This is a genomic window from Ochrobactrum sp. SFR4 (assembly GCF_019730395.1).
In the GTDB taxonomy this organism is placed as follows: Bacteria; Pseudomonadota; Alphaproteobacteria; order Rhizobiales; family Rhizobiaceae; genus Pseudochrobactrum.
In genome coordinates this window covers 1-264 of sequence record NZ_JAAPBB010000895.1, presented here as the reverse complement: position 1 = coordinate 264, position 264 = coordinate 1, and the positions used below count along the sequence as shown (strand labels likewise).

Genomic DNA, 264 nt, shown 5'->3' with positions numbered 1-264 from the left:
GAAGCCGGTTTCGACATTTCCCTTCGTCCGACTGAATTTGCAGCATTGCAGAGCACGCTGAAAGAAAAAAGCTACGAAGTCGGTCAGAGCGGCTGGTCAGGTCGTGCTGATCCGGATGGCAATATCCATCAGTTTGACACCTGTAAAGGCAGCCTCAATGATGCCGGTTTCTGCAATAAAAAAATAGATGCATTGCTGGAAGAAGCCCGTGGTCTTCAGGATCAGGCGCAGCGTAAAGCACTGTATGATCAGGCTCAGGAAATC

The 264-nt window shown here is 49.6% G+C and carries 1 pseudogene; it reads left to right on the top strand.

Going from position 1 to position 264, the window contains the following annotated elements:
• A pseudogene (locus tag HBA93_RS21680) lies at positions 1-264 on the top strand (ABC transporter substrate-binding protein); the annotation flags it as partial.